The following is a 25,801-nucleotide window of genomic DNA, read 5'->3' on the forward strand; positions in this document are numbered from 1 at the left end:
CCACATGGGTGGATGCGGCGGTAGCGGCCATTTGGAGTGTGGATACAGTTCCACCGTGCGAGTTGCCGATTCCGGCACCGCCGAGCTGTAGGCCTTGCAAATAACTCGAGCGAAGACAGTGAGTTCATGGACCTTTTCGAGTATCAAGCGAAAGAACTGTTCGTTAAGCACAACGTACCTACTACGCCCGGTCGTGTAACCGACACCGCCGAGGGTGCGAAGGAAATCGCAACCGAGGTCGGCGCCCCGGTGATGGTCAAGGCGCAGGTCAAGGTCGGCGGCCGAGGGAAAGCGGGCGGCGTGAAATTCGCCGCGACACCCGACGACGCCTTCGAGCACGCGAAGAACATCCTCGGCCTGGACATCAAGGGCCACGTCGTGAAGAAGTTGCTGGTCGCCGAGGCCAGCGACATCGCCGAGGAGTACTACATCTCGTTCCTGCTCGACCGCGCCAATCGCACCTACCTGGCGATGTGCTCGGTCGAGGGCGGCATGGAGATCGAAGAAGTGGCCGCCACCAAGCCCGAGCGGCTGGCCAAGGTCCCGGTGGACGCCGTGACCGGTGTCGACCTGGCGACCGCCCGATCCATCGCCGAGCAGGGCCACCTGCCGGCCGAGGTTCTCGACGCGGCCGCGAACACCATCTCCAAGCTGTGGGAGCTGTTCGTCGCCGAGGACGCCACGCTGGTTGAGGTCAACCCGCTGGTGCGCACTCCGGACGACCAGATTCTCGCGCTGGACGGCAAGGTCACCCTGGACGCCAACGCCGACTTCCGCCAGCCCGGCCACGCCGAGTTCGAGGACCGCGACGCGACCGACCCGCTGGAGCTCAAGGCCAAGGAGCACGACCTCAACTACGTCAAGCTCGATGGCGCCGTCGGCATCATCGGCAACGGCGCGGGTCTGGTGATGTCGACCCTCGACGTCGTCGCCTACGCCGGCGAGAAGCACGGCGGGGTCAAGCCGGCCAACTTCCTCGACATCGGCGGTGGCGCCTCGGCCGAGGTGATGGCCGCGGGCCTCGACGTCATCCTGAACGACAAGCAGGTCAAGAGCGTGTTCGTGAACGTGTTCGGCGGCATCACCTCGTGTGACGCCGTCGCCAACGGCATCGTCACCGCGCTGAAGATGCTCGGCGACGAGGCCAACAAGCCGCTCGTGGTCCGGCTCGACGGCAACAACGTCGACGAGGGCCGACAGATCCTGGCCGACGCCAACCACCCACTGGTGATCCAGGCCGAGACCATGGATGCCGGTGCCGACAAAGCCGCCGAGCTGGCGAACAAGTAAGGGAGTCAAGAAATGTCTATCTTCCTGAACAAGGACTCCAAGGTCATCGTCCAGGGCATCACCGGCGGTGAGGGCACCAAGCACACCGCCCTGATGCTCAAGGCCGGCACCCAGGTGGTCGGCGGCGTCAACGCCCGTAAGGCCGGCACCACCGTGTCGCACGTCGACGCGAAAGGCAAGGACGTCGAACTCCCGGTGTTCGGCAGCGTCGCCGAGGCGATCAAGGAGACGGGCGCCAACGTGTCGGTCGTCTTCGTGCCGCCGAAGTTCGCCAAGGACGCGATCATCGAAGCCATCGACGCCGAGATCCCGCTGCTGGTGGTCATCACCGAGGGAATTCCGGTGCAGGACAGCGCATATGCGTGGGCCTACAACGTCGACAAGGGCCAGAAGACGCGGATCATCGGCCCGAACTGTCCCGGCATCATCACCCCGGGCGAGGCGCTGGCCGGCATCACGCCCGCCAACATCAGCGGCCCCGGCCCCGTCGGGCTGGTGTCCAAGTCGGGCACGCTGACCTACCAGATGATGTACGAGCTGCGCGATTTCGGCTTCTCGACCTCGATCGGTATCGGCGGCGACCCGGTCATCGGCACCACCCACATCGACGCCATCGAGGCCTTCGAGAAGGACCCCGAGACCAAGGTCATCGTGATGATCGGTGAGATCGGCGGTGACGCCGAGGAGCGCGCGGCCGACTACATCAAGGCCAACGTGTCCAAGCCGGTCGTCGGCTACGTCGCGGGATTCACTGCGCCCGAAGGCAAGACGATGGGCCACGCGGGCGCGATCGTGTCCGGCTCGTCGGGCACCGCGGCCGCCAAGAAGGAGGCCCTGGAGGCCGCCGGGGTGAAAGTGGGCAAGACGCCGTCGGAGACCGCGGCGCTGGCCCGGGAGATCCTGCAGAGCCTCTAGTTCGTTACCGAGACTGCGGTCAGTCGCGCTGTCACTTAGGCGACTTGGCCGCAGTTTCGTTTCGGCCCCTGCCATCGGTTAGCCTGACGAACTAACAGTTGCCAGGAGGTTTGTCATGCCGGTGGATCCGCGCACCCCGGTGCTCGTCGGCGCCGGCCAGTTCACCGAGCGCATCGACGACCCCGACTATCGGGGCATGTCGGCAGTCGACCTCGCGACCGAGGCCACGCGGGCCGCCCTGGCCGACACCGGCGCCAAAGGCGTTGCGAAGGCCGTCGACACGGTCTTCGGGCTACGGCAGTTCGAGATCTCCGGACCGATGCCGGCGAAGCTCGGCAAGTCGAACAACTACCCGCGTTCGGTGATGGACCGTCTCGGCGGCGACCCCGCACGGGTGGTACTCGAACCGGTCGGTGGGCAGGGTCCGCAGAAGCTGGTCACCGAGGCCGGCAACGCGATCGCGGCGGGCGGCGCCGACGTCGTGCTGATCATGGGCTCGGAGCCGGGGTCGACGGCGCGCTACTTCGCCAACCGCGACGATAAGCCCGACTTCACCGAACACGTCGAGGGTCAGCTGGAGGATCGCGGCCACCAGATCTTCAGCTACATCGACGATTACACGATTCAGCACGGTCTGACCGCTGCGCCGGTGCAATACGGGCTGCTCGAGAACGCCCGCCGCGCCCGTCTCGGTCACAGTGTGGCCGGCTATCGGCGCGAGATGGCCGAGCTGTTCGCCCCGATGTCGAAAGTGGCCGCCAAGAACCCGTTTTCGTCATCGCCGCTGGAGCGGACGGTCGACGAGATCATCACCGTCACCGACGACAACCGGATGATCTGTGACCCGTACCCGCGGCTACTCGTCGCCCGGGATCAGGTCAATCAGGGCGCCGCGGCGGTGCTGATGTCGGTGCAGGCCGCGACCCGCCTCGGGGTCGCCGAGGACAACTGGGTTTATCTGCACGGCCACTCGGACATGGTCGAGCAGGCGATGCTGGATCGCGTCGACCTCGGCGCCAGTCCGGCTGCGGTCCACGCGGCCCGAGAAGCATTGCGGGTAGCCGGAATTGGCGTCGACGACATCGCCACCTTCGATCTGTACAGCTGCTTTCCGTTTCCGGTGTTCGTGATCTGCGAGGCCCTGGGCATCGACGGGGACGACCCGCGCGGGCTGACGCTGACCGGCGGGTTGCCGTACTTCGGCGGTCCCGGGAACAGCTACTCGCTGCACGGTATCGCCGAGACGGTCCGGCAAATGCGGGACAGGCCAGGGCAATTCGGGTTCGTCGGCGCCAACGGCGGCATCATGAGCAAGTACTCGGTCGGCATCTACTCGACCACACCGGTGGACTGGCGTACCGACAACTGCGCAGCGCTCAAGAAGGAGATCGACGCGCTGCCGAAGGTCGACGTCACGAAGACGCCCGAGGGCGCGGCGCGGATCGAGACGTACTCGGTGCGCTACGACTGGCCGATCCGCACCGGCATCATCGTCGGCAGGCTCGCGGCGGACAACACCCGATTCATGGCGACCACCGACGACGACGACCTCGTCGCGTTGATGAGCGACGGCGATCCGCTCGGGGCCGAGATCTCGGTGTGGACGACCGACAACGGCAACCGGGCTTCGCTAAGCTGACGCTTCGCGACACTTAAACCACGCACAAGACACGCCGCAAAAGGTCGCAGTGGTTTAAGTCTCGGAGTACGCGCGGGCCGGCGAAGTGCGGCGCGGGCGTGCCCGCTCAGACCATCGACGAGAGCTTGCCCGCCAACCGCTCCACGTAGGCGGCGACCTCTTCTTCGGGCTTGTCCGGCAGGCCGAACAGCACCTCGGTCACCCCGAGTTCGGACCAGTGCGCCAGCTTCTCGGGCACCGGCTTGAAGTCCAGGGCCACGATCTGCGGGGCGCCGTCGCGCCCGGCGGCCGCCCAGGTGTCCTGCAACAGCTTCACCGGCTCGTCGATGTCGAGGTCGCGGGGCGTGGTGATCCAGCCGTCGGCGCTGCGGGCGATCCACTTGAAGTTCTTCTCGTTGCCCGCGGCGCCCACCAGCACCGGGATGTTCGGCTGTACCGGCTTGGGCCAGGCCCAGCTGGGGCCGAACTTGACGAACTCGCCGTCGTATTCGGCTTCCTCCTGTGTCCACAGCGCCCGCATCGCCTCGAGGTACTCGCGCAGGCAGGTGCGGCGGCGTCCGGCCGGCACGCCGTGGTCAGCCAGTTCGTCGGTGTTCCAACCGAATCCGACGCCCAGGCTGACCCGGCCACCGGACAGGTGGTCGAGGGTGGCGATACTTTTCGCCAGCGTGATCGGGTCATGCTCAACGGGCAGCGCCACCGCGGTGGACAGCCGCACCCGCGACGTCATCGCGCAGGCGGCGCCCAGGCTTACCCACGGGTCCAGCGTGCGCATGTAGCGGTCGTCCGGCAGCGACTCGTCACCCGTGGTCGGGTGCGCCGCCTCCCGCTTGACCGGGATATGCGTGTGTTCCGGCACGTAGAACGTCTTAAAGCCGTGGTCGTCGGCGAGTTTGGCGGCGGCTGCCGGAGAGATGCCCCGGTCACTGGTGAAAAGCACTAGCCCGTAATCCATGCACAGAATTAGAACGTGTTCTACCTGCGCCGGGCAACCCGCCCCCCGCGGAGCGGCTCGAAGCCGGGGTGTGGCGACTATCCGCCCTGGTCGCGCGCGGGGGCCGGTCGCTCCGGCGCGGCCGCCCGAACGTGCGCTAGCGTGGTTGATCGATCGCGCGTAACGCATGCGCGGGCACGTCTGGGTGTTTGAGTACGGCGGGCCCTGGAAGCACAGCGTCGCACCGCAGCAGCGGCGTGGCGCCTGTCGAGGTCTTGAAGGCACTGAAGCAACAGGAGGAGTCATGACCTACTCGCCCGGGAGTCCCGGCTATCCGCAAGCGCAGCCCGGCGGCTCCTACCCCGGCGCCACGCCGTCGTTCGCCAAGACCGACGACGGCGAGAGCAAACTGCCGCTGTACGTCAACATTGCTGTCGTCGCGCTCGGCCTGGCCGTGTATCTGCTGAACTTCGGGCCGACCTTCGTGCTCAGCGCCGACCTCGGTCCCGCCTCCGGCGGCCGCGCCGGTGACGCCGGCACCGCGGTGCTCGTCGCCGTGCTGGCCACGCTGCTGGCCGGGCTGAGCTTGCTGCCCAAGGCCAAGAACTACGCGGGCGTGGTAGCGGCGGTCGCCGTCCTGGGCGCGCTGCTGGCGATCGCGGAGGTCATCAACACCCCGGCCGGTTTCGCCGTCGGCTGGGCCATGTGGCCGTTGGTCGCGGCCAGCGTGCTGCAGGCCGTCGCCGCCGTCGTGGAGCTGCTGCTGGACGCGGGCGTCATCACGGCGCCGCCGCCGCGGCCCAAGTACGACCCCTACGCGCAGCAGTACGGCCAATACGGGCAGTACGGGCAGTACGGAGGCCAGCAGCACGGCGGCTACTACGGTCAGCAGGGCCCGCAGCAGCACAACCCGCAGTCCGGGTACGGATCGCAGTACGGTGGCTACCCCTCGAGCCAGGCCCCGACCCAGAGCGCGATCCCGACCGGCGGCTTCGGCGCCCAGTCCCCGCAGTCCGGCTCGCAGCCGGCGGCGCAGCAGCAGGGTCCGACGACGCCGCCCACCGGTTTCCCGAGCTTCAGCCCGCCCCCGTCGGTCGGCGGTACGGGTGCCTCCGAACAGCCCGGCGACCAGTCGGGCTCTGGACCGGCCCCGTCTTAACCGCGGGCTCTCGCGCCTCGACGGGCACGTGCTCCAAGAGTGACACGGGTGGAGGACAACCGGGCAGCGGGTGCTCGCCAGGCGCGTGACCTCGTCCGGGTCGCGTTCGGCCCAGCGGTGCTGGCGCTGGTCATCATCGCCGCGGTCACGCTGCTTGAGCTGCTGATCGCCAACAGCGACATGACCGGCGCGCTCGGGGCGATCGCCAGCATCTGGCTCGGCGTGCACCGGGTACCGATTGCGATCGGCGGCCGCGAGTTGGGCGTATTGCCGCTGCTGCCAATCCTATTCATGGTGTGGGCGACCGCGCGCACCACGGCGCGGGCGACCACCCGATATTCGTCTTGGCTGGTGATCCGCTGGGTCGTCGCCTCGGCGCTGGGTGGGCCCCTGCTGATCGCGGCGATCGCGCTGGCCGTCATCCACGACGCCTCGACGGTGCTCACCGAGCTGCAGACACCCAGCGCCCTGCGCGCATTCGCCAGCGTCGCGATGGTGCACGCCATCGGTGCGGCGATCGGGGTCGGGTCCCGGGTCGGCCGACGGGCGATGATGGCGGCGTCCCTGCCCTTCTGGCTGGGCGATTCGCTGCGTGCCGCGGCCGCCGGCGTGCTGGCGCTGGTCGGACTCTCCGGCTTCGTGACGGCCGGATCGCTGGTGGTGCACTGGGCGACGATGCAGGAGCTCTACGGGATCACCGATTCCATCTTCGGCGAGTTCAGCCTCACCGTGCTGTCGATGCTCTACGCGCCCAACGTCATCGTCGGCACCTCGGCGGTCGCGGTGGGGTCCAGTGCGCATATCGGTTTTGCGACGTTCAGTTCGTTCACCGTGTTCGGCGGTGATATTCCGGCGCTGCCGGTGCTGGCCACGGCGCCGACGCCACCGCTGGGGCCGGCGTGGGTGGCACTGCTCATCGTCGGGGCGTCGTCGGGTGTGGCGGTCGGACAGCAATGCGCCCGGCGTCCGCTTCCGCTGCTTGCGGCGCTGGCCAAGCTGCTGGTCGCCGCGGTGGTCGGGGCGCTGGTGATGTCGCTGCTGGCCTTCGGCAGCAGTGGCCGGCTGGGCAACTTCGGCGAGGTCGGGGTGGATCAGGGTGCCCTGTGGGTCGGCACGTTCTGCTGGTTCGCGGTCATCGGCTGGGTGACGGTGGTGATGACCGGCGGGATCAGGCCCACTAAATTCAGAAGGCCGCGGCAGGCCAAACCGAAGCGCGCGCCCGCGCCGCGGGCCGAAGAACCGAAGGACTTCGCGGACGTCTTGGCCGAGCCCGATCCGGTGGGCGAAGGCGCCCCGCCGCTCGACGACGAGGAAGCGTTCATGTTCGCCGACCCGACGCCCGCCGAACCCATGCCGGGCGAGCCCGCGTTCGACGAGCCGATGCCCGATGAGCCCGCGCCGGATGAATCGACGCCCGGCGAACGCGGTTCCGAGGACTAGCACGGCCGGTCGTATCGTCACCCGGGCGTCGTCGTTAGTAGGCTCGCGATGTGGTCGAACCGCTGCGCGTGCCCCCGAGTGCGCCGGCGCGATTGGTCGTGCTGGCGTCGGGCACCGGATCGCTGCTGAATTCCCTGCTGGCCGCCGCCGTCGACGACTATCCGGCCCGGGTGGTCGCGGTCGGCGTGGATCGCGACTGCCGGGCCACCGAGGTCGCCGCCGCCGCGTCCGTGCCGACCTTCACCGTCCGGCTCGGCGACCACCCCGATCGCGACGCCTGGGACGCCGCCATCACCGAGGCCACCGCCGCGCACTCGCCCGATCTCATCGTCTCCGCTGGCTTCATGAAAATCCTTGGACCGCAATTCCTTTCGCGATTCTGCGGACGCACGCTGAACACCCACCCGGCGCTACTGCCGGCGTTCGCGGGAGCACATGCGGTCCCCGAAGCGCTGGCTTACGGTGTGCGGGTCACGGGCTGTACGGTGCACCTGGTGGATGCCGGCATGGACACCGGGCCGATATTGGCGCAGGAGCCCATCGCGGTCCTCGACGGCGACACCGAAGAGACATTGCACGAACGCATCAAAGTCATCGAACGGCGACTGTTGGTGGACGTGGTGGCCGCGATCGCTACCCGCGGCGTGACCTGGAGCGGACGAAAGGCGACCCTGGGATGAGCACAGCATGAGCACCGACGAGTCAAGAAAAGCGATTCGCCGCGCGTTGATCAGCGTCTACGACAAGACCGGCCTGATCGAACTCGCCCAGGGCCTGAGTGCGGCCGGCGTCGAGATCGTCTCGACCGGGTCGACCGCGAAAACCATTGCTGACAAAGGGATTCCGGTAACGCCCGTGGAGGAGCTGACCGGCTTCCCCGAGGTGCTCGACGGCCGGGTCAAGACGCTGCACCCGCGCGTGCATGCCGGGCTGCTCGCCGATCTGCGCAAGCCCGAGCACGCCGCGGCGCTCGAGGAGCTCGGGATCGCGGCCTTCGAGCTGGTGGTCGTCAACCTGTATCCGTTCAGCCAGACCGTCGACTCCGGCGCCGGCCTCGACGAATGCGTCGAGCAGATCGACATCGGCGGGCCGTCGATGGTCCGGGCGGCCGCGAAAAACCATCCGAGCGTGGCGGTGGTCGTCGACCCGCTCGGCTACGACGGGGTGCTCGCCGCGACCCGCAACGGCGGATTCACGCTCGCCGAGCGCAAGAAGCTGGCGTCGTTGGCCTTTCAGCACACCGCCGAGTACGACATCGCCGTGGCGAGCTGGATGGAGTGCACCCTGGCGCCCGAGCACCCCGAGACCGCGTTTCCGCAGTGGTTCGGCCACAGCTGGCGCCGCTCGGCGATGCTGCGCTACGGCGAGAACCCGCACCAGCAGGCCGCGCTCTACGTCGACTCGGCAGCTTGGCCGGGCCTGGCGCAGGCCGAGCAGCTGCACGGAAAAGAGATGTCCTACAACAACTTCACCGACGCGGATGCGGCCTGGCGGGCGGCGTTCGACCACGAAGAAATCTGTGTGGCAATCATCAAGCACGCCAACCCGTGTGGGATCGCGATCTCGTCGCTTTCGGTCGCCGACGCGCATCGCAAGGCTCACGAGTGTGATCCGCTCAGCGCCTTTGGAGGCGTCATCGCCACGAATACCGAAGTCAGCCTTGAGATGGCGGAGTACGTCAGCACCATCTTCACCGAGGTGATCGTCGCCCCGGCCTACGCGCCGGACGCCCTCGATGTGCTGACGCGCAAGAAGAACATCCGGGTGCTGGTTGCTTCCGAGCCACTGGCCGGTGGCTCCGAGCTGAAGCCGGTCAGCGGGGGATTGCTGATGCAGCAGCGCGATCAGCTCGACGCGCACGGTGACAACCCGGCCAACTGGACGCTGGCTTGCGGATCGCCGGCGGACCCGGCGACGTTGAGTGACCTGGTTTTCGCGTGGCGTACCTGCCGTGCGGTCAAGTCGAACGCGATCGTGATCGCCTCCGGCGGTGCCACTATCGGCGTCGGCATGGGTCAGGTCAACCGGGTCGACGCGGCCCGGCTGGCCGTCGAACGCGGCGGCGACCGCGTCGGTGGCGCGGTGGCGGCCAGCGATGCGTTCTTCCCGTTTCCGGACGGGTTGGAGACGCTGGCGCGCGCGGGGGTCAAGGCGATCGTGCACCCCGGAGGCTCGGTGCGCGACGACGAAGTGACCGCTGCGGCCGCCGCGGCCGGCGTCACCTTATACCTGACCGGCGCGCGCCACTTCGCTCATTAGGGCGCACTGAAATCAGTGCGCGGGCACACTCGAGGGCGCTAAAGCCGGTGCGCATGACGCACATATGGGGCGCGACGTAACTTGGAGTGGTGACATCACCGAGCAATCTGCCCCGAACCGTCGGCGAACTGCGTGCGTCCGGCCATCGTGAACGGGGCGTCAAGCAGGAAATCCGCGAGAATCTGCTGACGGCGCTGGCCGAGGGTGACGACATCTGGCCGGGCATCCTGGGATTCGAGGACACCGTATTGCCCCAGCTGGAGCGGGCGCTGATCGCGGGGCACGACTTCGTTCTGCTCGGCGAACGCGGCCAGGGCAAGACCCGGCTGCTGCGGGCGCTGGTTGGGTTGCTTGACGAATGGACGCCCGTCATCGAGGGCGCGGAGCTCGGCGAGCACCCCTACACACCGATCACTCCGGAGTCGATCCGGCGGGCCGCCACTCTCGGCGACGACCTGCCGGTGGCGTGGCGGCACCGCAGCGAGCGTTACACCGAGAAGCTGGCCACCCCCGACACCAGCGTGGCCGACCTGGTCGGTGACATCGACCCGATCAAGGTGGCCGAGGGCCGCAGCCTCGGGGACCCGGAGACCATTGCCTACGGCCTGATCCCGCGGGCGCACCGCGGCGTGGTGGCGGTCAACGAACTGCCCGACCTCGCCGAGCGGATTCAGGTGTCGATGCTCAACGTGATGGAAGAGCGCGACATCCAGGTCCGCGGTTACACGCTGCGCCTGCCGCTGGACGTGTTGGTGGTCGCCAGCGCCAACCCCGAGGACTACACCAACCGCGGTCGCATCATCACCCCGCTCAAGGACCGGTTCGGCGCCGAGATCCGCACCCACTACCCGCTGGAGCTGGATGCGGAGGTCGGCGTCATCGTGCAGGAAGCACACCTGAGTGCACAGGTGCCCGATTACCTGACGCAGGTGATCGCGCGGTTCGCCCGCTATCTGCGTGAGTCGAACTCGGTCGACCAGCGATCCGGGGTCTCGGCGCGGTTCGCGATCGCGGCGGCCGAAACCGTCGCGGCCTCCGCACGGCACCGGGGCGCGATCCTCGGCGAGAGCGACCCGGTGGCCCGAGTTGTGGACCTGGGCACGGTGATCGACGTGCTGCGCGGCAAGCTGGAATTCGAATCCGGTGAGGAAGGCCGCGAGCAGGCGGTGCTCGAGCACTTGCTGCGCCGCGCCACCGCCGACACCGCGTCCCGGGCGCTCGGCGGCATCGACGTCGCCCCGTTGGTCGCCGCTGTGGAAGCCGGTTCGGCGGTGACCACGGGTGAGCGGATCTCGGCCAAGGATGTGCTGGCCGCGGTTCCGGGCCTGCCCGTCGTGGAGGAGATCGCCGACCGGCTGCACGCGGAATCCGAGGGCGAACGCGCCGCGGCGCTGGAGCTGGCACTGGAAGCGCTGTATCTGGCCAAGCGTATCGACAAAGTGTCCGGGGAGGGCCAAACCGTCTATGGCTAAGCCTTTTTCGCAAGGGCACTCCTCACGTTACTCGGCGTACACCGGCGGGCCGGACCCGCTGGCCCCGCCGGTGGATCTGCGTGAGGCGCTCGAGCAGATCGGGCAGGACGTCATGGGCGGGACCTCCCCGCGCCGGGCGCTGTCCGAGCTGCTGCGCCGCGGCACCAAGAACATGCCCGGCGCCGACCGGCTGGCGGCAGAAGCCAACCGGCGTCGACGGGACCTGTTGCGCCGCAACAACTTAGATGGAACCCTGCAAGACATTAAAAAGCTGCTGGACGAGGCGGTGCTGGCCGAGCGTAAGGAGCTGGCCCGTGCCCTCGACGACGACGCCCGCTTCGGCGAACTGCAGCTCGACGCGTTGCCGTCCTCGCCGGCCAAAGCGGTCCAGGAACTGTCCGAGTACAACTGGCGCAGTGATGAGGCCCGCGAAAAGTACGACCAGATCAAGGATCTGCTTGGCCGCGAGATGCTCGACCAGCGTTTCGCCGGCATGAAGGAGGCGCTTCAGGGCGCCACCGACGAGGATCGTCAGCGCGTCAACGACATGCTGGACGACCTCAACGATCTGCTGGACAAGCACAACCGCGGCGAAGACACGCAGCAGGACTTCGAAGAGTTCATGAACAAGCACGGCGAATTCTTTCCGGAGAACCCGCGCAACATCGACGAGCTGATGGACTCGCTGGCCCAGCGGGCGGCCGCCGCGCAGCGCTTCCGCAATAGCCTGAGCCCCGATCAGCGCGCCGAACTGGACGCCTTGGCACAGCAGGCATTTGGCTCCCCGTCGCTGATGAATGCGTTGAACCGCCTGGATGCGAACCTGCAGGCCGCGCGGCCCGGCGAAGACTGGATGGGATCCGAGCAGTTCTCCGGCGATAATCCGTTGGGCATGGGTGAAGGCGCTCAGGCGTTGTCCGACATCGCCGAGCTCGAGCAGCTGGCCGACCAGCTTTCGCAAAGCTATCCGGGCGCCACGATGGACGACGTCGATCTCGACGCGCTGGCGCGCCAGCTCGGCGACCAGGCCGCCGTCGACGCGCGTACCCTGTCCGAGCTGGAACGGGCCCTGGTCAATCAGGGCTTCCTGGATCGCGGTTCCGACGGCCAGTGGCGGCTGTCGCCCAAGGCGATGCGCCGACTCGGCGAGACGGCACTACGCGATGTGGCACAACAGCTTTCGAGCCGCCGTGGCGACCGTGAGCTGCGCCGGGCCGGGGCAGCGGGCGAGCTGACGGGCGCGACCCGGCCGTGGCAGTTCGGTGACACCGAACCGTGGAACATCCCGCGCACGTTGACCAACGCGGTGCTGCGGCAGGCGGGAACGGCGACGCTCGACGGCCCGGACGCGCGGTTGAAGATCGCCGTCGACGACGTCGAGGTGTCCGAGACCGAGACGCGCACGCAGGCCGCGGTGGCGCTGCTTGTCGATACCTCGTTTTCGATGGTGATGGAGAATCGCTGGCTGCCGATGAAGCAGACGGCGCTCGCGCTCAATCACCTGGTCTGCACCCGGTTCCGCGCGGATGCCTTGCAGATCATCGCCTTTGGCCGTTACGCGCGGACCGTGACCGCCGCCGAGCTCACCGGCCTGGAGGGGGTCTACGAGCAGGGCACCAACCTGCATCACGCGCTGGCGCTGGCGGGCCGTCATCTGCGCCGACACCCCAACGCGCAACCCGTCGTGTTGGTGGTGACCGACGGTGAGCCGACCGCACACCTCGAGGACGTCGACGGCGACGGGTCGTCGGTGTTCTTCGACTATCCGCCCCACCCGCGGACCATCGCCCACACCGTGCGCGGGTTCGACGACATGGCGCGCCTCGGTGCGCAGATCACCATCTTCCGGTTGGGCAGTGACCCCGGCCTGGCGCGATTCATCGACCAGGTCGCGCGACGGGTCGAGGGACGCGTCGTTGTCCCCGATCTCGACGGCCTTGGTGCCGCGGTGGTCGGCGACTATCTACGGTCTCGGCGCCGTCGCTAGCGGGCAGCCGGACTGGGGGCGCGCCAGCCCGCCTTGGCGGTCAGCGAAAACTCGCTCAAAGCGCTCGAAATATGCTGTTCCAGATCGGCGTTCGAGTTGTCACGGCCCAGCTCGTAGGCGAGGAACGACACGAAGACCCGACCGTTCACTCGCCCCGACAACAACGCCAGCGCCCCGTTGGTGCGGTACATCGTCGCGTTGGTGACGCCCGGGTACACCGACTTCATCGCGAAGTGGTCGGCGTCCGTGCCGTCCGGCCGGTTGGCCGCCGGGTTGATCGCACCGAGGTTGGACGACACCACCGTGGTCGCACTGCCGGTGACCACGCTGATCAGCCGACGGAAGACCGGCTTGGGTATCAGCGGAATCAGCGGCAGCAATGCCCACCGCTCGTCGGGCGCATCCTGACTTCGGACCAGCGCTTGCTTGATCGCGGCGCGGATCTGGCCCAGGCCGGTTGTCGCGGTTGCGGGTTTGACCGTGACGTCGACGTTGATCACCGCGTTGGCCCGGGCGTCGCCCGGCTCGCGCTCGTTGAGCGGCATCCCCACGTTGACCGAGCCGTCCGCCGCGACCCGTCCCACCCGCTGGGCGAGGTACGTCGCCAGCCCCGCGAGCAGCGCGTTACTGGTTCCGCCGAGCGCCTGTGCGCGGGCGTCCCACTCGTCGGCGTCGAAGAAGAGCATCGCCATGGGCAACGTGATGCTCTGGTTCGGTTCGCTGGGGGGCGCGGGCCGCCGCTTGGATGCCGGGGCGGCGCCGTTGCTTCGCCGGGCCATGCGTGCCGCCGCGACGACGGCGCGACCCAGGTCCGCTGCGTCGCGGGCGGTTTGGCGTGCGTCCTCGCGCAGCGCCTGCCACCGTCGCCGCGATGCCGCGGCCGGCCAGGTGATCGCATCGTCGCGCCCGCAAGCCGCATTGGCCAACGCCTCGCACAGCCCCACGCCGTCGGTAAGACAATGTGTGACAACGAAACTCACCACCGCGCCGCCGTCGGTCAGCGGCAGCATGCCAAGGTGCCACCCGGGTCCGTGTTCGGCGTCCGGCCGGAAGCCGGCCTGCGTCTGAAGCCACGAGTCGATCTCGTCGCGCGGCCGGGGCGTGGCGGCGATCTCGAGGCTGGGCCGGTCGCTCGGCGATACCCACCGGTGGCGGCCGAACGGCAGCGGAGATCGTTCGATCCGGCGCGATAGCCGGCCCCGGCTCAGATGGCGGTGGAAACGTCGCAGACCGTCAACGTCGATGGCCCGGTCGTACACCCAGATGCATTGCAACACACTGGTCGTCGCTGTCGATCGCTCTCCGAGAAAGAGTGTCTGGTCGGCCAAATCCAGCACGTTGCTCATCTACTAAGCCGCCTCGCCGTCGTCTTCCGTTGGGGAAAGGGCATAGAGACCATCCGAATTCACCTCGGCGGCAAAGAGGCTCGACTGCTCCAGCGCCTTGCCCGCGATGCGCGCGAAGACCCGGATTAGAGTCTCGATGTATTGGTGCACCGACTCGCTCGCTACCTCGTTGTCCGGGAAGGAGATGGTGACCGTGGTGCGCTCGGCGTGCCGGTTTATCCACACGTTGACCCCGCCGTGGGACAGGCTGTCGCCGTAGGTACCGAAGTTCGTCTCGGCCCACACCCCGGCCAGCGGAATCTTGCGAAAGTCCAGGAAGGACAGCATCATCGGCAGCTGCGAGGGCAGCTTGATGCCCAGTTCATCCGGTGTCGCGAGCTCCAGGACCCGCTCGACCGGCACGTGAGCAAGATCCTTGGCTGCATCGAACGACTTCTGGGCGGCCCGCGCAGCCTCGGGGAAGGACCCGCCGGCCGTCGGCACGATGACCGGAACCATGCTCGCGAACCAGCCCACCGTCATCGTGTCGATGCCCTGGGTCCGAGTGTCCCTTGCGGTGAACCCGCGATGAACCTCGTTGCCGGTCAATATGTATTCGGCCAATGCGGTGCACGCCAGGACGCCACCGAGGAACCGGGCACCGGCCGCGAGGCAGGCAGCATCGAACGCCTCCGTGCCGGCGGCATCCAACAACTCGACGGTCACCAAGTCGCCGGCGCTGCTGGCCCAGGTGTCGCCCAGCGGCAGTGGGAAGCTGGGCCAGTCGCCGTCGGCGTCGCGCGCGAACTCGATCCAGTCCCTGATCTCGGGCGATGACAGGGTCAGGTCCGCAACCCGCTCGCGCTGCCGGGCGGAGTAGTCCCGGTAGCTCCTGAGCTGGACAGGCGTGCCGGGCGCTCGCGGATCCGCGCCCTGTGCCAGTTCTTGATACGTCAGATGGATGTCGAAAAAGATGACGCCGGCCGACAAGCCGTCGATGTGCAGGTGATCGACACTGGCATAGAAGGTGAAGTAGTCGGCGTGCTGGACGATACCGAAACTGAAGCAACCCCATTCGAGCGTTTGGCGGGTCGTCGTCAAGACATGGGTACGAACTTGATCGGGGGTCATATGTCCCCACGACACGGGCGCCAAATCGATGGCTTCCGGGTCCTCGATGGTGCGGCGTACGATCGCGCCGTTCTCGAATTCGAACCAGTTGTGGTAGGTGTCGTGCCGGCGGACATGGGTATTGACCGCCGTGGTCATTGCCGGAATGTCGCACGTGCCCGCGATGTCCCACGCCACGATCATCAGCCGTGGCAGCTGCCTGTTCATCGCCCTGCCATGGAAGGCGGCCCAGAGGTGTTGGGCCTGCTGATAACTCGGAGCAAGATCGCTTCGGCGCGCGGTGCGGGCCGCCTCGTGTGCCGTCGGCACGGCGGTCCACATGGTGAGCGGACCGTGTGGCGGTTGCCATTCGCTGATGTTGCCCAGTGCCACCATTTCCAGCCCTTCCTTCGCGTGCTGCCGGCATTCCATGGGCGGCACGGAACAGCGGAAAGTGCGGTTGCGCATAGTCTTTCGCGCAGCCTTAATGCACCCTTCGCGCTGGATTCTTGCGACGCACTCCCGATACATTGGGGCCCAACCCTGTGGCGTCGCTTGCACCCCCTGAGCCGCTTGTCTGGACGCTAGTCGACCGATGCGGCAATTTCGGGGTTTTGCGAAGATACGCAATTCCAGGCATTTTCGCCGCGGTGCCAGTAACCTCTTGGCTTCAATCCAGCGGGCCCGGGTCTGTGCCGCAATAGCTGTCCGCGGACCGATCACCCTCGTCTTGGCTGACCGGCGGGCGTGTGTCGGTGTATTTAGTGGGGCCGGCGTGCTTTGCGTTTGATGCCCACACCGCCCCACAGCGAGAAGCCGTGGATATTCACTCGGGGTGCGCCGGGTGTGCCTTGGCCGACGATGTTGCGGTCGAAGCCGCCCATCACCCCGCGGCCGCGGATCTCGACATTGACTTCGGGCGGCAGCAGGATGTTCTGCGCACCCATAATCGACACCACGTGGATATCGACTTCGGTCGACGTGAAGTCGGCGTAGCGCAGATCCACCACCCCGCTGCCCCACAGCGTGAACGTGGTCAGCTTCTTGGGCACGTTCCAGCGCCCGCGCCGCTCGAATCCGCTCAACAAGGCAAGCAGCAGCGTCGACGGCGCCGGATTCGTTTTGCCGCCGCGGCGTGGGCTCAGCGGTGCGCCCGGCAAATCCGCCCGCAGCCGATCCAGTTCTTCGTAGGTCGTCGCCGCATATGCCCTGGTCAAACGGTCTTCGTAGTCTTTGAGCTGCAGGCGGCCCTGCTCGGCCGCATACGCCAACAATTGTGCAATTTGTATGCGATCGGTATCGGCCGCTCGCGAGATATCCCCGCGGGCGTCCTTTGCATCATTCGGCGCCGAATCGCTCATCATCCACGAGCGTACGACGTACAAGTCTTGCTGCAAGAGGGTTGGCTAAATCGCAACCATCCTCCTATGCACGCCTAATTGCGGCCGGCATCACCGGTGGCGGTGGGCGAGGCCCAACTGGGTGGACGTTTCTGCAGGAATGCCAGCATGCCTTCGCGTGCTTCGTCGGAGACGAACAGCCGGGCGGATTCCTCGGTAAGCCGCTCGGCGTCGCGATCGAACCCTTCGAGCACGGCGGCGCTCGTCAGTGCCTTTGATGCCGCCAGGCCCTGGGGCGACCCGCGACCTACATCGGCGACCAGTCCGGCCACCGCGGCGTCGACGTCGTCGGTTGCGATCGTGACCAACCCGATCTCGGCAGCCACCGCGGCATCGAACGTTTCGCCGGTGAGGTAGTAGCGGGCGGCCGCGCGCGGCGACAGTTTCGGCAGCAGCGCCAGCGAGATGATCGACGGGGCGACGCCGATGCGCGCCTCGGTCAGCGCGAAGGTGCTGCGCGGCCCGGCCACCGCGATGTCGCAGGCGCCGACCAACCCGAATCCGCCCGCGCGAACATGACCGTCGACGGCGGCGATGACCGGCAGCGGCGAGGAGACGATGGCGCGCAGCAGTGCGGTCATCTCCTTGGCCCGCGCCGCGGCCATGTCGAAGGGGTTGCCGCCACTGGCCTCGCTGAGGTCCGCGCCGGCGCAGAACGTGCCGCCGGTGTGCCCGAGCACCACTACCCGCACCGCCGGATCCGCCGCCGCGTCGCGCAGGCCCTGGTGCAATTGGCTGACCAGAGTGGTCGACAGCGCGTTGCGGTTGTGCGGCGAGTTCAGCGTCAGGCGGGCGAACGATCCCGTGACGGCGTATTCGACAAGGGTGTCCATCAGTAGCTTCGAGGCAGGCCCAGGGATGTCTGCGCGACGAAGTTCAGCACCATCTCGCGGCTGACCGGGGCGATGCGGCCCAACCGGGCCGAGGTGAGCATCGCCGCGACGCCGTACTCCTTGGTCAGCCCGTTGCCGCCCATCGACTGCACGGCCTGGTCCACCGAGCGGGTAGCCGCTTCGGCCGCAGCGTATTTCGCCATGTTCGCGGCCTCGGCCGCGCCCGCGTCGTTGCCGCTGTCGTAGAGGGTGGCGGCCTTCTGCATCATCAGCTTGGCGAGCTCGACCTCAATGTGGCACTGCGCCAACGGATGCGACAGGCCCTGGTGCGAGCCGATCGGCGCTCCCCACACCTGACGGGTCTTGACGTAGTCGGCGGCCTTCTGCAGCGCGAACCGGCCCATGCCCACCGAGCTGGCCGCACCCATGATCCGCTCGGGGTTCAGGCCCGCGAAAAGCTGTGCGATAGCGGCGTCTTCGGCACCGACGAGCGCATCGGCGGGCAGCCGGACGTCGTCCAGGAAGACCTGGAACTGGCGCTCGGGGCTGATCAGCTCCATCTCGATGGGGGTGTAGCTGAAGCCGGGGGCGTCGGTGGGCACCACGAACAGCGCCGGGCGCAGCTTGCCGGTCTTGGCCTCCTCGCTGCGGGCCACCACCAGCACCGCTTGGGCCTGGTCGATGCCGGAGATATAAACCTTCTGGCCCTTGAGGATCCAGTCGCTGCCGTCGCGGCGTGCGGTGGTGGTGATCTTGTGCGAGTTGGATCCGGCGTCGGGCTCGGTGATCGCGAACGCCATCGTCAGCGTGCCGTCGGCGATGGAGGGGATCCAGCGCTTCTTCTGCTCCTCGGTGCCGAACTTGCTGATGATGGTGCCGTTGATCGCCGGCGAGACCACCATCAGCAGCAGTGCGCTGCCGGCGGCGGCCATTTCCTCCATGACCAGCGACAGCTCGTACATCCCGGCGCCGCCGCCGCCGTATTCCTCCGGCAGGTTCACGCCGAGGAAACCGAGCTTGCCTGCCTCGGACCACAATTCATCGGTGTGCTCGTGCGCGCGCGCCTTTTTCAGGTAGTACTCGCTGCCGTAGTTGGACGCCCACGCGGCCACCGACTTGCGCAGCGCCTGACGCTCCTCGCTTTCGATGAAACTGGTATCGGTCATGCCGGGTTCCCTTCTGCTTCTGGCGCTTCCACGCGCGCTAACACTGCGCCGACCTCGACTTGCTGGCCGGTGTTGACGTTGAGTTCGGCGAGCACCCCATCGTTGGGTGCACTGATGGTGTGTTCCATCTTCATGGCCTCCAGCCAGATCAGCGGCTGACCGGTCGTGACGTGCTCACCCACCTGCGCGCCGAGCCGGATGACGTTGCCGGGCATGGGTGCCAGCAGCGACCCCTTCGCGACGGACGAACCCGGCTCGGGCAACCGGGGGACGGCGTCCAAATGAACCGGCCCGAGCGCCGAGTCGACATAGACGTCGCGGCCGTAGCGGGCGACCGCGAAGCGACACGCCACGCCGTTGGCGTCGGCCAGCACCACCTCGTCGGGTGCCGACGAGACCAGCTGCACCGGTTCTTCGCCGGCAAGCACCAAACCTGTTCTGGTGAAGCGATATTCGACCCGCTGCTCGTTATCCTCGTCGTCGGTGTACGTCTTGACTTGGTAGCCCGAGGTCAGGTTGCGCCAGCCGCTGGGGAGCGAGCCGAACACGGCGGCGGACGCGCGATTGTGCGCGGCCTCGGCAAGGGCCGCGGCGATCGCCGACAAACGCACGACGCCGTCATCGCCCAGCGGCGCCGACAGCTGCGCCAGGCCGTGGGTGTCGAAAAACGCGGTGTCGGTCGCACCGTCGAGAAACGCCGGATGCCGTAGCACGTTCACCAACAGATCGCGGTTGGTGCGCAGCCCGTGCAGCCGGGTCCGGGCCAACGCGTCGGCCAGCACCAGCGCGGCACGACGTCGGGTCGGCGCGTACGAGATGACCTTGGCCAGCATCGGGTCGTAGTGAATCGACACGACCGATCCGTCGACAATGCCGGAGTCCAGCCGGATTCCGGTGCGCTGCCCCAGCGAGGCGAACTGTGCCCGCGTACCCGGCACGTCGAAGGTGTGCACCGGCCCGGCCTGCGGTTGCCAGCCACGCGCGGGATCTTCGGCATACAGCCGGGCCTCGATCGAATGCCCCTGGGCGACGGGAGGCTCGACATCGAGGCGCTCCCCGGCGGCCACCGCGAGCTGCAGTTCGACGAGGTCGAGCCCGGTGGTCTCTTCGGTCACCGGGTGTTCGACCTGCAGCCGGGTGTTCATCTCCAGGAAGAAGAACTCACCGTCGTCGTCGGCGAGGAACTCCACCGTCCCGGCGCCGGCGTAGCCGATCGCGGTGGCGGCCAGCCGGGCGGCGTCGAAGAGCTTGGTCCGCATGCCCGGAATGCGTTGCACCAACGGCGAAGGAGCCTCTTCGATGATCTTCTGGTGGCGGCGCTGAATCGAGCATTCCCGTTCCCCGACGGCCCATACCGTGCCGTGGGTGTCGGCCATCACCTGGACCTCGATGTGGTGGCCGGTGGGCAGATAGCGCTCGCAGAACACGGTCGGATCGCCGAAGGCGGACTGCGCCTCGCGCTGAGCAGCGGCGACTTCGCCTGCCAAAGCGGATAACTCGCGAACCACCCGCATCCCGCGACCACCGCCACCCGCCGAGGCCTTGACCAGCACCGGCAGTTGGGCCCGCGTGACCGTTTCGGGGTCGAGCTCGTCGAGCACGGGCACCCCGGCCGACGCCATCAGCTTCTTGGACTCGATCTTGGAACCCATCGCCCGTACCGCGTCCACCGGCGGGCCGATCCAGGTCAGGCCCGCGTCCTGGACGGCGGCCGCGAATTCGGCGTTCTCCGAGAGGAATCCATAGCCGGGGTGTACGGCGTCGGCGCCCGCGGCCCGCGCGGCGGCGATGACGGCCTCGGCATTCAAGTAGTCATTGGTCTTGGCCAGCCGCACCCGGGCGTCGGCCTCGGCGACGTGCGGGGCCGCGGCGTCGGGGTCGGTGTAGATCGCGACGGTGCCCAGGCCGAGGCGGCGGCAGGTGGCGAAGACCCGGCGGGCGATCTCGCCGCGGTTGGCAACCAGCACTCGAGTAACCATGGGGCTCACATCCGGAAGACGCCGAAGTTCGACGTCCCCTTGATCGGGCCATTCGCGATGGCGGACAGACACATTCCCAGTACCGTGCGGGTATCGCGGGGATCGATCACCCCGTCGTCGTAGAGCATCCCGGACAGGACCATCGGCAGCGACTCCGCCTCGATCTGGCCCTCGACGGCGGCGCGCATCGCGGCGTCGGCGTCCTCGTCGACCTGCTGACCGCGGGCCTCGGCGGCCGCGCGGGCCACGATCGACAGCACGCCGGCCAGCTGGACACCGCCCATCACAGCGGATTTGGCGCTGGGCCAGGCGAACAGGAATCGGGGATCGTAGGCGCGTCCGCACATCCCGTAGTGGCCCGCGCCGTACGACGCGCCGATCAGCAGCGAGATGTGCGGGACGGTCGAGTTGGATACGGCGTTGATCATCATCGACCCGTGTTTGATCATGCCGCCTTCCTCGTAGTCCTTGCCGACCATGTATCCGGTGGTATTGTGCAAGAACAACAGTGGCGTGTCGTAGCGGTTGGCCAACTGGATGAATTGGGTGGCCTTCTGCGATTCCTCGCTGAACAGCACACCGCGGTGGTTGGCCAGAATGCCGATCGGGTAGCCGCACAGCGTCGCCCAGCCGGTCACCAGCGACGAGCCGTACATCGGCTTGAACTCGTCGAATTCGGAGCCGTCGACGATGCGTGCGATCACGTCGCGCGGGTCGAAGGGGATGCGCAGATCCGACGAGACGATGCCGATCAGTTCCTCGGCGTCGAACAGCGGCTCGGTCACCGGCCGCGGCGCCGGCCCGAGCTTGCGCCAGTTCAGCCGGTCCACCACGCGGCGCCCGATGCGGATCGCGTCGAGCTCGTCGACCGCGAAGTAGTCGGCCAGACCCGAAGTGCGGGCGTGCATTTCGGCGCCGCCGAGCGACTCGTCGTCGGATTCCTCGCCGGTGGCCATCTTCACCAGCGGGGGACCGGCCAAAAACACCTTGGAGCGTTCCTTGATCATCACAACGTGATCGGACATACCGGGGATGTAGGCACCGCCGGCCGTGGAGTTCCCGAAGACCAGCGCGATGGTCGGAATGCCGGCCGCCGACAGCCGGGTCAGGTCGCGGAACATCTGCCCGCCCGGGATGAAGATCTCCTTCTGGGTGGGCAGGTCCGCACCACCGGACTCCACCAGCGAGATCACCGGTAGCCGGTTCTGTAGCGCAATCTGGTTGGCCCGCAAGATCTTCTTCAGCGTCCAGGGGTTGCTGGTGCCGCCCTTGACGGTCGGGTCGTTGGCGACGATCAGGCACTCCACATCCTCGACGGCGCCGATGCCGACCACCACGCTGGCGCCCAGGGTGAAGGAACTGCCGTAGGCGGCCAGCGGGCTCAGCTCGAGGAACGGCGAATCCGGGTCGACCAGCAGCTCGATGCGCTCGCGTGCGGTGAGCTTGCCGCGGGCGTGGTGGCGCTCGGTGTATTTCGCGCCGCCGCCGGCCAGCGCCTTGCCGTGCTCGGCGTCGATCTCGGCGAGCTTGGCGATCATGGTCTCGGCCGCGTCGGCGTAGGTATCGGCCTTCGGGTCGAGGGTGGACTGCAATACCGTCACGATTGATACCCCAGGAGTTTGGCGGACAGCGCGGTCAGAATTTCGGTGGTACCTCCGCCGATACCGAGGATGCGCATGTCCCGGTATTGGCGTTCGACTTCGGATTCGGCCATGTAGCCCATGCCGCCGAAAAGCTGAACGGCTTGATTGGCCACCCATTCGCCGGCCTCGACGGCGGTGTTCTTGGCGAAGCACACCTGCGGGATCAGATCCGTTTCACCGGCGAGCTGGCGTTCCACCACGTTGCGCGAGTAGACCCGGGCGACGTCGATGCGCCGGGCCATCTCGGCCAGGGTGTTCTGCACCGACTGGCGGGAGATCAGGGGGCGGCCGAACGTCTCGCGGTCACGGCACCAAGCCGCGGTGATGTCCAGGCACCGCTGCGCACTCGAATACGCCTGTGCGGCAAGGCCGATCCGCTCGGAAACGAACGCCTGCGCGATCTGAGCGAACCCGCTGTTCTCGGCGCCGACCAGGTTGGCCACCGGGACCCTTGTGTCGACGTAGGAAAGTTCGGCGGTGTCCGAGGAGCGCCAGCCCATCTTGTCCAGCTTGCGGCTCACCTCGAAGCCGGGTGTGCCCTTTTCCACCACGAGCAGCGAAACCCCCGCTGCGCCAGGGCCTCCGGTGCGCACCGCGGTGACGACATAGTCGGCGCGGACCCCGGAGGTGATGTAGGTCTTGGCGCCGTTGACCAGATAGTGGTCGCCATCGCGCACGGCGCTGGTGCGCAAGTGCCCGACATCCGAACCGCCGCCGGGCTCGGTGATGGCCAGCGATCCGATCTTCTCGCCGGCCAGCGTCGGCCGGACGAACTCCTCGATCAGCCGCTGATCGCCGGAGGCGATCATGTGCGGCACCGCGATGCCACAGGTGAACAGCGACGCGAAAACGCCGCCCGGTCCACCGGCCTGGTGAAACTCCTCGCAGATGAGCACCGCGTCGGCGCCGTCGCCGCCACCGCCGCCGACCGCTTCGGGCAGTCCCGCGCCCAGCAGCCCGGCCGCCCCCGCGCGCCGATGCAACTCGCGCGGCAGATCGCCGGTTCGTTCCCACTCGTCGACGTGCGGCAGGATCTCGCGTTCGGTGAACGCGCGCACCGTCTTTCGCAGTTGCTCGCGTTCCGGGGTGGTCCAAATACTCATAGCAGGCTTTCCGGGATGTCGACGTGGCGGCTGCGCAGCCATTCGCCCAGCCCCTTGGCCTGGGGATCGAACCGCGCCTGGTAGGCGACGCCCTGGCCGAGGATGCCCTCGATCACGAAGTTCACCGCGCGCAGGTTGGGCAACACGTGCCGGGTGACATCGCAGTCCGCGGCCTCGGGCAGTAGTTCCTTGAGCAGCTCGACGGTCAATGTGTTGGCCAGCCAGCGCCATTGGTCCTCGGTACGCACCCAGACGCCGACGTTGGCCGAGCCGCCCTTGTCGCCGCTGCGGGCGCCCGCGATGCGGCCCAGCGGTGCGCGCCGGGTCGGGCCGTCGGGCAACGGTTCCGGCAACGCCGGTTCAGCAGCGGGCGATAACTCCAAAGTGTCGGTGGAGCAGGGGATATCGATGCGGGTGCCGTCGCTGTGCACCGCGACGTGCGGCACGGTGGCGGCATCGACGTAGCCCGCGCTGAAGACGCCGTAAACCTGACCGTCGCCGGGCGGGGCGGTGATGTGGAAGCCCGGGTAGCTGGCGAGCGCCAATTCGACCGCCGCAGAGGAGAACTGGCGTCCGACATTGGCGGGGTCGGGGTCGCGGACCACGCAGTGCAGTAGCGCGCTGGCGGCTTCCTCGGTGTCGGCGTCGGGGTGATCGGTGCGGGCCAGCGACCACTGCAGCTCCGCGGGTTTGACGGTGAGCTCGGCCTCGAGTTGGCGGCGCACCAATTCGGCCTTGGCCTCGATGTCCAGCCCGGTCAGTACGAACGTCATCGCATTGCGGAATCCGCCGATGCTGTTCAGCGACACCTTCAGCGTGGGCGGCGGCGGCTCACCGACCACACCGCTGATGCGCACCCGGTCGGCGCCGTCGGACGAGAGCTCGACGGTGTCCATCCGCGCCGTGACGTCCGGGTTGGCGTAGCGGGCGCCGGTGATCTCGTAGAGCAGTTGCGCGGTGACGGTGTCGATACTGACCAGCCCGCCGGTGCCGGGGTGCTTGGTGATCACCGATGACCCGTCGGCGTTGACCTCGGCCAGCGGGAAGCCGGCGTAGGACAGGTCGGGGACTTCGGTGAAGAACGCGTAGTTGCCGCCGGTGGCCTGCACGCCGCATTCGATGACGTGTCCGGCGACCACGGCGCCGGCGAGCTCGTTGTAGTCGGTGCGGCCCCAGCCGAAGTGGGCGGCCGCCGCCCCGACGATCACTGAGGCGTCGGTGACCCGGCCGGTGACGACGATGTCGGCGCCGTCGGCCAGGCAGTCGACGATGCCCCACGCGCCCAGGTAGGCGTTGGCGGTCAGCGGCGTGCCCAGCCCGAGTTCGGCCGCGCGGGGTTGTAGGTCGTCGCCCTCGACGTGGGCGACCCGGGCGGCGATGCCGAGGCGTTCGGTCAGGGCGCGGATCGCGTCGGCCAGCCCGGCGGGGTTGAGGCCGCCGGCGTTGGCGACGATGCGTACCCCGCGGTCGCGGGCTTCGCCGAGGCAGTCCTCGAGCTGGGTCAGGAAGGTCTTGGCGTAGCCGCGCTCGGGGTGTTTCATCCGGTCGCGGCCCAGGATCAGCATGGTGAGCTCGGCCAGGTAATCGCCGGTGAGGTAGTCGACGTCGCCGCCGGTCAGCATCTCGCGCATCGCCGCGAGCCGGTCGCCGTAGAACCCCGAGCAGTTCGCGATCCGGACAGCACCGGACCGGCCGGAACCAGAGGCCATTGGCGTCCTCCATTCAGGAATTGCCGGTGCTCAACCAACCAACCACCCGGTAGGTTAGCGGGTACCGCCGGTGTCACGTCAAGGATGCCCGTCTGGGCGCCGGTGTCATAGCCGCGCAGGCCGCACGGCCCGTTTTGGCCACCAAGCAGGTCACCGACTATTCTTGGGAGCAATCGTCGCCGTCGGCCGTAGAGGCCCATGCCGTGCGACGCACGACCCGAAACCCCACACGAGGAGTAAGGCCCGACCATGGCCACACCCAAGCGCAGGATGTCGCGCTCGAACACCCGTAGCCGCCGCTCGCAGTGGAAGGCCGAAAAGACCGAGCTCGTCGGTGTGACCGTGGCCGGCCAGAAGCACAAGGTGCCGCGTCGACTGCTCAAGGCGGCTCGCCTTGGCCTGATCGATCTAGACCGACGCTAATCTCGGCAAATACCC

General features: G+C 67.8%; 20 protein-coding genes. 10 read left to right on the forward strand and 10 right to left on the reverse strand.

Translation table 11 applies throughout. The annotated features are described in order from the left end of the window. The first annotated feature begins 126 nt into the window (after positions 1–126). From sucC to G6N55_RS22605, 3 genes are all read left to right on the forward strand, one after another. Entirely contained in the window at positions 127–1,290 is a 1,164-nt protein-coding gene (sucC, locus tag G6N55_RS22595) for an ADP-forming succinate--CoA ligase subunit beta (RefSeq protein ID WP_085219828.1), read from the forward strand. Between the two features lie 12 nt (positions 1,291–1,302). Continuing rightward, entirely contained in the window at positions 1,303–2,205 is a 903-nt protein-coding gene (gene sucD, locus G6N55_RS22600) for a succinate--CoA ligase subunit alpha (RefSeq protein ID WP_085219827.1), read from the forward strand. Between the two features lie 115 nt (positions 2,206–2,320). After that, entirely contained in the window at positions 2,321–3,844 is a 1,524-nt protein-coding gene (locus tag G6N55_RS22605) for an acetyl-CoA acetyltransferase (protein ID WP_085219826.1), read from the forward strand. 106 nt (positions 3,845–3,950) lie between these two features. Here the strand turns inward: G6N55_RS22605 and G6N55_RS22610 are convergent, their stop codons facing one another. Then, positions 3,951–4,799, reverse strand: coding sequence for an LLM class F420-dependent oxidoreductase (locus G6N55_RS22610; protein WP_085219825.1), 849 nt, complete (start codon positions 4,797–4,799; stop codon positions 3,951–3,953). Positions 4,800–5,082: 283 nt separating this feature from the next. Between G6N55_RS22610 and G6N55_RS22615 the strand changes: the two genes are divergently transcribed. The 6 genes from G6N55_RS22615 (at position 5,083) to G6N55_RS22640 (ending at position 13,095) form a co-directional block, all read left to right on the forward strand. After that, on the forward strand, positions 5,083–5,937 hold the full coding sequence (locus G6N55_RS22615) for a DUF5336 domain-containing protein (protein WP_085219824.1): 855 nt from the start codon (positions 5,083–5,085) through the stop codon (positions 5,935–5,937). A 48-nt stretch (positions 5,938–5,985) separates the two neighbouring features. After that, positions 5,986–7,377 carry a cell division protein PerM gene (locus G6N55_RS22620; RefSeq protein WP_085219823.1) on the forward strand — a complete coding sequence of 464 codons (1,392 nt, stop codon included), beginning with the start codon at positions 5,986–5,988 and terminating at the stop codon, positions 7,375–7,377. Positions 7,378–7,427: 50 nt separating this feature from the next. Next, entirely contained in the window at positions 7,428–8,057 is a 630-nt protein-coding gene (gene purN, locus G6N55_RS22625) for a phosphoribosylglycinamide formyltransferase (protein WP_085219822.1), read from the forward strand. A 7-nt stretch (positions 8,058–8,064) separates the two neighbouring features. Next, positions 8,065–9,636 carry a bifunctional phosphoribosylaminoimidazolecarboxamide formyltransferase/IMP cyclohydrolase gene (gene purH / locus G6N55_RS22630; protein ID WP_085219821.1) on the forward strand — a complete coding sequence of 524 codons (1,572 nt, stop codon included), beginning with the start codon at positions 8,065–8,067 and terminating at the stop codon, positions 9,634–9,636. Positions 9,637–9,722: 86 nt separating this feature from the next. Then, complete coding sequence (locus G6N55_RS22635) at positions 9,723–11,108, forward strand: sigma 54-interacting transcriptional regulator (RefSeq protein WP_085219820.1); 1,386 nt, start codon at positions 9,723–9,725, stop codon at positions 11,106–11,108. Continuing rightward, complete coding sequence (locus G6N55_RS22640; RefSeq protein WP_085219819.1) at positions 11,101–13,095, forward strand: vWA domain-containing protein; 1,995 nt, start codon at positions 11,101–11,103, stop codon at positions 13,093–13,095. Before G6N55_RS22635 ends, G6N55_RS22640 begins: the two co-directional genes overlap by 8 nt. Here G6N55_RS22640 and G6N55_RS22645 read toward each other — a convergent pair. From G6N55_RS22645 to G6N55_RS22685, 9 genes are all read right to left on the reverse strand, one after another. Continuing rightward, positions 13,092–14,441, reverse strand: coding sequence for a WS/DGAT/MGAT family O-acyltransferase (locus G6N55_RS22645; protein ID WP_085219818.1), 1,350 nt, complete (start codon positions 14,439–14,441; stop codon positions 13,092–13,094). The genes G6N55_RS22640 and G6N55_RS22645 overlap by 4 nt on opposite strands. A 3-nt stretch (positions 14,442–14,444) precedes the next feature. Beyond that, positions 14,445–15,926, reverse strand: coding sequence for a condensation domain-containing protein (locus G6N55_RS22650; protein ID WP_085219900.1), 1,482 nt, complete (start codon positions 15,924–15,926; stop codon positions 14,445–14,447). A gap of 365 nt (positions 15,927–16,291) precedes the next feature. After that, on the reverse strand, positions 16,292–16,891 hold the full coding sequence (locus G6N55_RS22655) for a DUF1707 SHOCT-like domain-containing protein (protein ID WP_085219817.1): 600 nt from the start codon (positions 16,889–16,891) through the stop codon (positions 16,292–16,294). Positions 16,892–16,965: 74 nt separating this feature from the next. Beyond that, a complete protein-coding gene (locus G6N55_RS22660; RefSeq protein WP_085219816.1) occupies positions 16,966–17,763 on the reverse strand; it encodes an enoyl-CoA hydratase family protein in 798 nt (265 codons plus the stop codon). Then, positions 17,763–18,929, reverse strand: a complete 1,167-nt coding sequence (locus G6N55_RS22665; protein ID WP_085219815.1) for an acyl-CoA dehydrogenase family protein — start codon at positions 18,927–18,929, stop codon at positions 17,763–17,765. The genes G6N55_RS22660 and G6N55_RS22665 overlap by 1 nt, the downstream gene beginning before the upstream one ends. Then, positions 18,926–20,908, reverse strand: coding sequence for an acetyl/propionyl/methylcrotonyl-CoA carboxylase subunit alpha (locus tag G6N55_RS22670; protein WP_085219814.1), 1,983 nt, complete (start codon positions 20,906–20,908; stop codon positions 18,926–18,928). Before G6N55_RS22670 ends, G6N55_RS22665 begins: the two co-directional genes overlap by 4 nt. 5 nt (positions 20,909–20,913) lie before the next feature. Continuing rightward, positions 20,914–22,446, reverse strand: a complete 1,533-nt coding sequence (locus tag G6N55_RS22675; RefSeq protein WP_179968195.1) for an acyl-CoA carboxylase subunit beta — start codon at positions 22,444–22,446, stop codon at positions 20,914–20,916. 59 nt (positions 22,447–22,505) lie between these two features. Next, positions 22,506–23,654 carry an acyl-CoA dehydrogenase family protein gene (locus G6N55_RS22680; protein WP_085219812.1) on the reverse strand — a complete coding sequence of 383 codons (1,149 nt, stop codon included), beginning with the start codon at positions 23,652–23,654 and terminating at the stop codon, positions 22,506–22,508. Then, positions 23,651–25,363: an acyclic terpene utilization AtuA family protein gene (locus G6N55_RS22685; protein WP_085219811.1), complete on the reverse strand. Its 1,713-nt coding sequence runs from the start codon at positions 25,361–25,363 to the stop codon at positions 23,651–23,653. Before G6N55_RS22685 ends, G6N55_RS22680 begins: the two co-directional genes overlap by 4 nt. Positions 25,364–25,612: 249 nt before the next feature. On the opposite strand from G6N55_RS22685, the gene rpmF reads away from it, so the two are divergent. Continuing rightward, complete coding sequence (gene rpmF / locus G6N55_RS22690; RefSeq protein WP_036471323.1) at positions 25,613–25,786, forward strand: 50S ribosomal protein L32; 174 nt, start codon at positions 25,613–25,615, stop codon at positions 25,784–25,786. Positions 25,787–25,801 lie beyond the last annotated feature (15 nt).

Source organism: Mycobacterium florentinum (assembly GCF_010730355.1).
In the GTDB taxonomy this organism is placed as follows: Bacteria; Actinomycetota; Actinomycetes; order Mycobacteriales; family Mycobacteriaceae; genus Mycobacterium; species Mycobacterium florentinum.